The organism is Treponema sp. R80B11-R83G3 (assembly GCF_054786115.1).
Genome location: NZ_BDHF01000367.1, coordinates 1 through 696 on the forward strand (window position 1 = coordinate 1; position 696 = coordinate 696).

Annotated in this window: 1 protein-coding gene; it reads left to right on the forward strand. The window is 39.8% G+C overall.

Translation table 11 applies throughout. The annotated features are described in order from the left end of the window. Positions 1 to 559: flagellar motor switch protein FliN (gene fliN, locus ACYVRH_RS13900; RefSeq protein WP_461257478.1), on the forward strand; the 559-nt coding region annotated here is incomplete at its 5' end. Between the last annotated feature and the right edge of the window lie 137 nt (positions 560 to 696).

Genomic DNA, 696 nt, shown 5'->3' on the forward strand with positions numbered 1-696 from the left:
CCGCCTGACCGCCGAAATATTATGCCGTGATTATCCTATAAAAGAAATTTGGAAATGGACTGCCAAAACGCTTATTCTGCCGCTTCACCAGCTCACTGTGGGCTATTGTTATCTGAAATGCGGGGACAGGCGCGTATGGCAATGCCAAATATTACCGGATCGCAAGCGGTTCTCTAAAAGAATTACGATTGTCGATTATGTTGAAAACCCATTTGGAATGGAGGGAAATGATATGGAAATGGATAAAGTTAATTCGCTTATAACGGATGCCTTATCGAATGCGACGATGAAGATTTCCGTGGAACTGGGAACCACAGTAAAAACAGTAAAGGAAGTCTTTTCGATGAATAAGGGGACAATTCTTGAGCTTGATAAACTTGCCGGGGAACCGGTAGACGTAAAAGCCAATGGAGTCCTCATTGCCACAGGGGAAATTGTGATTATTGACGAGAATTTCGGAGTAAGGATTATTGATATTAGCGATACTTCGAATGCCTTAGGAAAAAGCGAAACTAATACGCCTAAGACATCGAAGCCGGCAGCCAAGGAATCAAAATGATCTATATTGTTATTGGAATATCTTTCATCCTGATATGGCTTATAACAATACTTTTTATTGCTCGTTATCTTAAAACGCTCAAGAATGATTTGCTTAAAAATTTAGCTGATATGGAAAAATCATCGGAAGAAAAAAGT